The sequence below is a fragment of the Mucilaginibacter sp. P4_D1 genome (genome assembly GCF_056401935.1).
In genome coordinates this window covers 22,753-29,725 of record NZ_JBFUIJ010000061.1, presented here as the reverse complement: position 1 = coordinate 29,725, position 6,973 = coordinate 22,753, and the positions used below count along the sequence as shown (strand labels likewise).

The 6,973-nt window shown below is 42.2% G+C and carries 8 protein-coding genes; 6 read left to right on the top strand and 2 right to left on the bottom strand.

Features of this window, described 5'->3' with window-relative positions:
- The first annotated feature begins 1 nt into the window (after window position 1).
- The 5 genes from AC1DV1_RS28690 to AC1DV1_RS28670 all read left to right on the top strand — a co-directional run bounded on the left by AC1DV1_RS28690 (window position 2) and on the right by AC1DV1_RS28670 (window position 2,858).
- Window positions 2-517: a DUF2480 family protein gene (locus AC1DV1_RS28690; protein ID WP_477367268.1), complete on the top strand. Its 516-nt coding sequence runs from the start codon at window positions 2-4 to the stop codon at window positions 515-517.
- A gap of 148 nt (window positions 518-665) precedes the next feature.
- On the top strand, window positions 666-1,442 hold the full coding sequence (locus AC1DV1_RS28685; RefSeq protein ID WP_477367264.1) for a DUF3108 domain-containing protein: 777 nt from the start codon (window positions 666-668) through the stop codon (window positions 1,440-1,442).
- 8 nt (window positions 1,443-1,450) lie between these two features.
- On the top strand, window positions 1,451-2,014 hold the full coding sequence (locus AC1DV1_RS28680; protein ID WP_477367260.1) for a DUF3109 family protein: 564 nt from the start codon (window positions 1,451-1,453) through the stop codon (window positions 2,012-2,014).
- Window positions 2,015-2,193: 179 nt separating this feature from the next.
- Entirely contained in the window at window positions 2,194-2,415 is a 222-nt protein-coding gene (locus AC1DV1_RS28675; protein ID WP_477367257.1) for a hypothetical protein, read from the top strand.
- The gene (locus AC1DV1_RS28670) at window positions 2,415-2,858 is read left to right on the top strand and encodes a type II toxin-antitoxin system VapC family toxin (protein ID WP_477367253.1); all 444 of its coding nucleotides are present in this window, start codon (window positions 2,415-2,417) and stop codon (window positions 2,856-2,858) included. The genes AC1DV1_RS28675 and AC1DV1_RS28670 overlap by 1 nt, the downstream gene beginning before the upstream one ends.
- 89 nt (window positions 2,859-2,947) lie before the next feature.
- Here AC1DV1_RS28670 and AC1DV1_RS28665 read toward each other — a convergent pair whose 3' ends face one another.
- Window positions 2,948-3,676, bottom strand: coding sequence for a YjjG family noncanonical pyrimidine nucleotidase (locus AC1DV1_RS28665; RefSeq protein WP_477367250.1), 729 nt, complete (start codon window positions 3,674-3,676; stop codon window positions 2,948-2,950).
- 216 nt (window positions 3,677-3,892) lie between these two features.
- Entirely contained in the window at window positions 3,893-4,639 is a 747-nt protein-coding gene (locus AC1DV1_RS28660) for a segregation and condensation protein A (RefSeq protein WP_477367246.1), read from the bottom strand.
- Window positions 4,640-5,004: 365 nt separating this feature from the next.
- Here AC1DV1_RS28660 and dxs point away from each other — a divergent pair, with 365 nt between their 5' ends.
- Entirely contained in the window at window positions 5,005-6,936 is a 1,932-nt protein-coding gene (dxs, locus tag AC1DV1_RS28655; protein WP_477367271.1) for a 1-deoxy-D-xylulose-5-phosphate synthase, read from the top strand.
- The last annotated feature ends 37 nt before the right edge of the window (window positions 6,937-6,973 follow it).

Below are 6,973 nucleotides of genomic sequence, written 5' to 3'. Positions count from 1 at the left end.
TATGGATATCCAGGAAAACATAGTAAACAAAGTGGCCCAAAGCGGCTTGGTTACCTTAGATCCCGCATCGTTTTACCCGGCAGGCGAACGCGTTATTTACGACATTAAAGATAACCTGTTCCATGGCCTGATGCTGCGCGAAAAAGATTTACGCGATTTTATAAAGGAACACGATTTTACGCAATACCAGGACAAAAACGTAGGAATTACCTGTAGCGCTGATGCTATTGTGCCAACCTGGGCATACATGTTACTGGCAAACCGGATGGCGCCTTATGCCCGCGAGGTTGTTTTTGGCAACGCAGATATATTGGAAACAGTTTTGTTTGAAAAAGAGATTGCGAAAGCCGACCTGGAACAATACGCAGGTCAGCGTATTGTATTAAAAGGATGCGGCGATATAGCAGTACCGGTTTCGGCCTATGTGGAGCTGACCAAAAAGTTAACCCCGATAGTAAAAAGCATGATGTTTGGCGAGCCGTGCTCAACTGTGCCAATTTATAAGCGTAAGGATTAATATTAACTATTTGCTTTTAATTGAATCCCACTAACCAATAGTTTCCGGTTCATGCAATAAAAATGGGTTTAAACCATTTATAGTATCAATTGTCCTATTCATGTGCTGGTTATAAACATGAATAGGCTTCAGTTAAAAGCAAACATTAATGAAAAAAATCTTCTCGTGCTCCTTGTTCTTTGTACTGTTTTACGCTTCGGGCTTTGCACAGGAACTTGCGAAAGTAAGTGAGCCGGTATTTAAAGTGGGCGAAAAACTGAGTTATAAAATGCAGTATGGCTTTTTTACCGCCGCCGAAGCCAATATCAGGATTGAGGCCAGCGATAAAAAATTACCCGGCAACGCATTTCATTTGATTGCCGAAGGAAAAACAGCGGGCACCTTTGATATATTTTATAAGGTGCGCAACCGTTACGATTCGTATGTAGATCAAAATACATTGTTGCCTTACTTTTATAGCGAAGACCGGCACGAAGGTAAATGGAAGCATACCGATAAAGCTACCTTTGATCAAAAAGACAATAAAGTAACCGCCAATAAAGGCGAATTTTCATATAAAGGCGATTCATTTGATTTTGTATCGGCATATTATTTTGCCCGCACAATTGATGTATCCAGGCTTAAAACAGGCGATACATTTGACCTGCAATATTTTTTAGAGGATGGCTTTCATAAAATGAATATCACCTACGTGGGTACAGAAACTATTAAATGTGATATGGGTACCTTTAATTGTTTGAAATTTAACCCTACAATTATCCCCGGGCGTATTTTTCGTAAGGATAGTAAGTTGTACCTTTGGATTACCAATGATGGCAACAGGATACCTGTAAAGGCGCATGTTGAGGTTATTTTAGGCAGCATAACAATGGAGCTACAGGCCGCAAGCGGATTGAAGTATCCATTAAACCCCATTAAGAAGTAAATTAAAATATGATTGAGGTAGGTAACGTGTTGGTGCACGAAGATGTAGTTAAAGAAAACTTTGTTTGCAATTTAAACAAATGTAAAGGTGCCTGCTGTTTAGAAGGAGATTCGGGTGCACCATTAAATGCCGACGAACTCGATATTTTAAAAGAAATATATCCAAAAGTAAAGCCATATCTTACGGCAAAGGGCATTAAAACCATTGAAAAGGTTGGCACTTATGTTAAGGACTTTGAAGGCGATTACACTACCCCATGTGTGGATACCAACAAGGAATGTGCTTACGTGATTTGGGAAAACGGGATTACTAAATGCGGTATCGAAAAAGCTTATGAAGAGGGCGCTGTTACCTGGAAAAAACCCATTTCCTGCCATTTATACCCCATACGCATTACAGCCTACCCGGAGTTTGATGTGTTAAATTACGACCGCTGGAGCATTTGCAGCCCCGCCTGCACCTTTGGTGACGAACTAAAAGTACGTGTTCACGAATTCTTAAAAGGCCCGCTGATCCGCAAATATGGTGCTGAATGGTACCAGGAATTGGAAGATGAGGTAGCCGGAAGGTAAGCGGGCTTGCTTTCTGGGATTAAACTGCTTCGGTATGCTGCTTTTAAGGTGTTGAGGGCGGTTAATTATATTTTGCCTGTTGCTCCCTGTTTAAAAAGCCGATAATGTGTTTTAAGCGACTTCTGGCTTTTGCATAAAATATTCTGTAAATTTGTTTAAATACCAAAACGGAGGTCTTAATGAAACCCGAAATTACGCTGCCACCTAACGGGGTGTTCAAAACCCATAAGGCATATTCGCCCGAAGAAATACTTGCTGCGGGCGGGGCTACTGCCTTCGGTAAAAAATCAGGCAAAAACAATAAAAGTTTAATTAAGGCTCTGAAAAACGCGCCCGCAGCTGAGCCGTTTACTCAACAAGAATGGGATCAAACCTTGCAGCGGCTAAAAGATGCTAAGTAGTGAATTTATTATTTGATACCAACATTATTTTAACGCTAATCCGTTCAAATAATTACGATAATATTATTGGCTTAATAAATCCTGATAGTGTTCCTGTTTATATTTCTGTAGTTTCAGAAGCAGAGATCAAATCAATAGCAATACAAAATAACTGGGGCATTAACCGGCGTAATAAGCTTAATTTGTTTTTAGATAACGTTAATATTGTTGAGATCAGCCAGATGTTTATCAATACATACACGGAGATCGACAGTTATTCTCAGCGTCGAAATCCTGCTTTTGTTGATTATCCTTTCTCAACCCATCGGAACATGGGCAAAAATGATTTATGGATCGCCTCATTAGCTGCATTACTTGGGTTACAACTTGTTACCACCGATGGCGATTTTGACCATTTAAACAGAGTGTTTTTTGAAGTGCAAAAGTTAACACCAACATTGTAAAATAGTATTGTAAACAGGCACCGGCCTAATTTGCTTAAAGTCGAAACTTTACGAGGCCTATCAAAAAATTGATAGGTTATGCAAAAGCCCTAAAACATTCCCACCAACTCTTTCAAATGCCCTATCTGTACGGGTACATCTTCCGGCTTTGGCGCATTAAAGGGGTTAAAATAAATGGCGTCCATACCAAACCCTAAAGCGCCGTAAATATCGGCTTCCAGGCTATCGCCAATCATCACGCTTTCTTTTTTGTTGGCTCCGGCAAGGTCTATCGCATGCTGAAATATAGCTTTATCTGGTTTGTTGACACCTACATCCTCAGAGATGATAATATTTTTAAAATAGCCTGCCAGGTTACTGCCGGCAATTTTTATCCGGGTGGAGTCTTTAAACCCGTTTGAGATGAGGTGTAGCGTATATTTTGATTGCAGATAAGTGAGCGTTTCATGAGCGTGCGGGAACAGGTTTGTTTTTGTAGGGCACAACTGCACATAGGCATCCTCAAAATCAACAGGCATCAGGTCGGGGTGCAGGCCAAGATCGGTAAAGGTGCGTTTAAATCGCGCATCACGCAGTTCATCTTTAGTAATTTGCCCGGTATGGTATTTTGCCCAAAGCTGATGGTTATTGCGCGTATAAGTTTCAATAAACAAGCCCGCAGAAGTAAGGCCGATACGCTCCAACTGGTGAAGGTGATAAAGTTCATGCAAAGCCTCCTCCGCATTTTTATCAAAATCCCAGATGGTATGATCAAGATCGAAAAAGATATGTTTTTTAATTTCGGACTTCGGGGCTTTAATTTCAGATTGATTTTTCATTTAGATATTATGCGTTGGCGATATAAAGGGGCAACATCCGCCAGTCAATTATCCATCGCCCTGCAAAGTTCGTTATTAGATTGGTTGCCGCTACCTTTTTTTGTTTTTTTAACATTAACAGCTGATTCGCCGTCAAAATATAATCAGGACGACCCTGGCGTAAATAAACCTTCAATTCGCCGGCCATATGCTGTCTCAAATCTCATATCTAACATCTTATATCTCTTTTGGCGATATCCAAAAGTTATTGTACCCCAGGCCTATTTGTATTTCTATCAGTTCCTGTTGCAGCATCTCCAGCACGGCCAAAAAGTTGTATACAAAATGTACCTTATTTTCCGATTCTTTGGCGAGCGCCTTAAAATCGAGCATTTTATTGATCTTAAGCAGGTCGGCAACAGCTTGCTTTTGTTTTTCGATAGTATAAGGATACTGAACCACGGTATGCTTTACCTCTTCGCTGCGGTTAAGGTAGTTGCGCATCAGGCGTTCATGCACCATCATCAGCTTGTACAGGCTTATTTCTGATAGCTCTTCGCCGGGAAGCACCACTTTTTCTACCTGCTCCAGGTCGTGCTTAATGTTACCCCGTTTCTCCTGTTTAAAACGCTCTTCTTCATATGGCCGTAGTTCGTCGCACAGTTCTTTAAACTTTTTATATTCTATCAGCTTACGAATCAGGTTTTCCTTGGTATCGGTATCATCTGCGGTATTTTCGGCCTCGTAGCGGGGTAACAGCATTTTGGCTTTAATGCGCATTAGCGTTGCGGCAACAAAAATAAACTCGCTGGCCAGCTCCATGTTCAGGCTGGTCATCTGGTGAATGTAGTTTAAAAAATCGTCGGCAATTTTGGCAATGGGGATGTCATGGATGTCAAGTTCATCGCGTTCAATAAAAAACAGCAGCAGATCAAACGGACCTTCAAACTGGGGTAAATGTATGGCAAAGCTGTCGTCGGTCATATATCAACGGTAAAAGTAACGATTTTTGATTTCGGATTTCGGATGTTCGATTTCGGATTTACGAAAAATGCTTTCATCTAAATTCAGATCCTGATAACCCGCTGTTGCGTTGCGCAACAAGTGAAACACACGAAAAAAAACATCTATTTAATAATCAACACATTACCAATTGTCATAAAATCAAAAACGCAACAAAAACGCAATAGCAAAACAAAAATGAAGCCTTTTAAAAGAACTCTCCGTTACCTTCCCCCTTTTACCTTTCGCCTTTCACCTTATTCCCGCTCTTTTTTAATACAAATCGATATGCTTTATTTATAAATAATTAGTTTACTTTGTAGGTTAAATACAGATTACAAATGTCAATGCAGGTACCGGCCGGCGATTTATTGTCAAAAATAAATTACCCTTCTGATTTAAAGCAACTTAGTGAAGATCAACTTGGACAGGTTTGCCAGGAGTTGCGCCAGTATATCATCGATGTTGTATCGGTAAATGGCGGCCATTTCGCCGCCAGCCTGGGGGTTGTGGAACTTACAGTTGCATTGCAATACGTTTTAAACACCCCTTACGACCAATTAGTTTGGGATGTAGGCCACCAGGCATACGGCCATAAAATACTCACCGGTCGTCGCGAAGAATTTCATACTAACAGGATTTATAAGGGCATCAGTGGTTTTCCTAAACGATCTGAAAGCGAATATGATACTTTTGGTGTTGGCCACTCATCAACATCCATATCTGTTGCTTTGGGAATGGCCGTGGCATCGCAATATAAAGGCGAAACCGACAGGCAGCATGTTGCCGTTATTGGCGATGGCGCCATGACAGCCGGTATGGCCTTTGAAGCATTAAACCATGCCGGTATCGAAAATTCCAACCTGTTGGTGATCCTGAACGACAATAACATGTCTATCGATCCTAATGTAGGCGCTTTGAAGGAATACCTTACGGATATTACAACTTCAAAACCCTATAACCGTTTCAGGGACGATATTGCGCATGTACTGGCCAAGCTATCGGCTATTGGCCCGGATGCGTTTAAAATTGCCCAGAAATTAGAAAAAAGCATAAAAGGCACCCTGCTTAAACGAAGCAACTTTTTTGAAGCTTTAAAATTCAGGTATTTTGGGCCGATAGACGGCCACGATGTAAACCACCTGGTAAAAGTTTTAAAAGACCTGCGCGATATTCCGGGGCCCAAAATATTACATTGCGTTACCACCAAAGGCAAGGGCTACGCCCTGGCCGAAAAAGACCAGACCAAGTGGCATGCCCCCGGTTTATTTGATAAAATTACCGGTGAGATAAAGAAAGCTAAATACGATAAACCGCAACCGCCTAAATACCAGGATGTGTTTGGCCATAGTATTATCGAACTGGCCGAGCAAAACCCTAAAATAATGGGTATTACGCCGGCAATGCCATCGGGCTGTTCATTAAACCTGATGATGAAGGCTATGCCTAACCGTGCTTTTGACGTGGGTATTGCCGAGCAGCACGCAGTAACTTTCTCGGCTGGTTTGGCAACACAGGGCCTGGTTCCTTTTTGTAATATCTACTCCAGCTTCATGCAACGGGCGTATGACCAGGTGATACACGATGTGGCCATACAAAAACTCAATGTGGTGCTTTGCCTTGATCGCGCCGGTTTTGCCGGTGCCGATGGCCCAACACACCATGGCGCTTATGACCTGGCCTATATGCGTTGTATCCCGAACATGACGGTATCGGCACCAATGAACGAGGAAGAATTGCGTAACCTGATGTACACAGCCCAGCAGGAAAACATGGGGCCGTTTGTAATAAGGTACCCCCGTGGTAATGGTGTCATGGTTGACTGGCAACGCCCCTTTAAGGCTATACCCGTAGGCAAAGGCCGCAAAATTTGCGACGGCGAGGATGTGGCGATACTATCTATCGGTGCCATTGGGAACGAAGCCGTAAAAGCCATAGCGGCGTTAAATAACGAGGGCTACTATCCTGCTCATTACGATATGCGTTTTGTAAAACCGCTTGATGAAGCTTTACTACACGAGGTATTCAGAAAATTTGATAAAGTGATTACCGTTGAAGACGGCTGCCTTGAAGGAGGTATGGGTAGCGCAATACTTGAATTTATGGCCGATAACGGCTATCAGAAAACCCAGGTAAAACGTTTAGGCATACCCGACAGGATTGTTGAACACGGCGAGCAGCCCGAACTTTGGGCCGAATGTGGTTTTGATGCCGAGGGAATTGCCATGCAGGTTAAAAACTTAGGCGCACAGCGCAACGCGCATACTATCGCATCGTAAAGCTATTAGTGTTAAGTCAGCAGTACTAAGGCTAAAG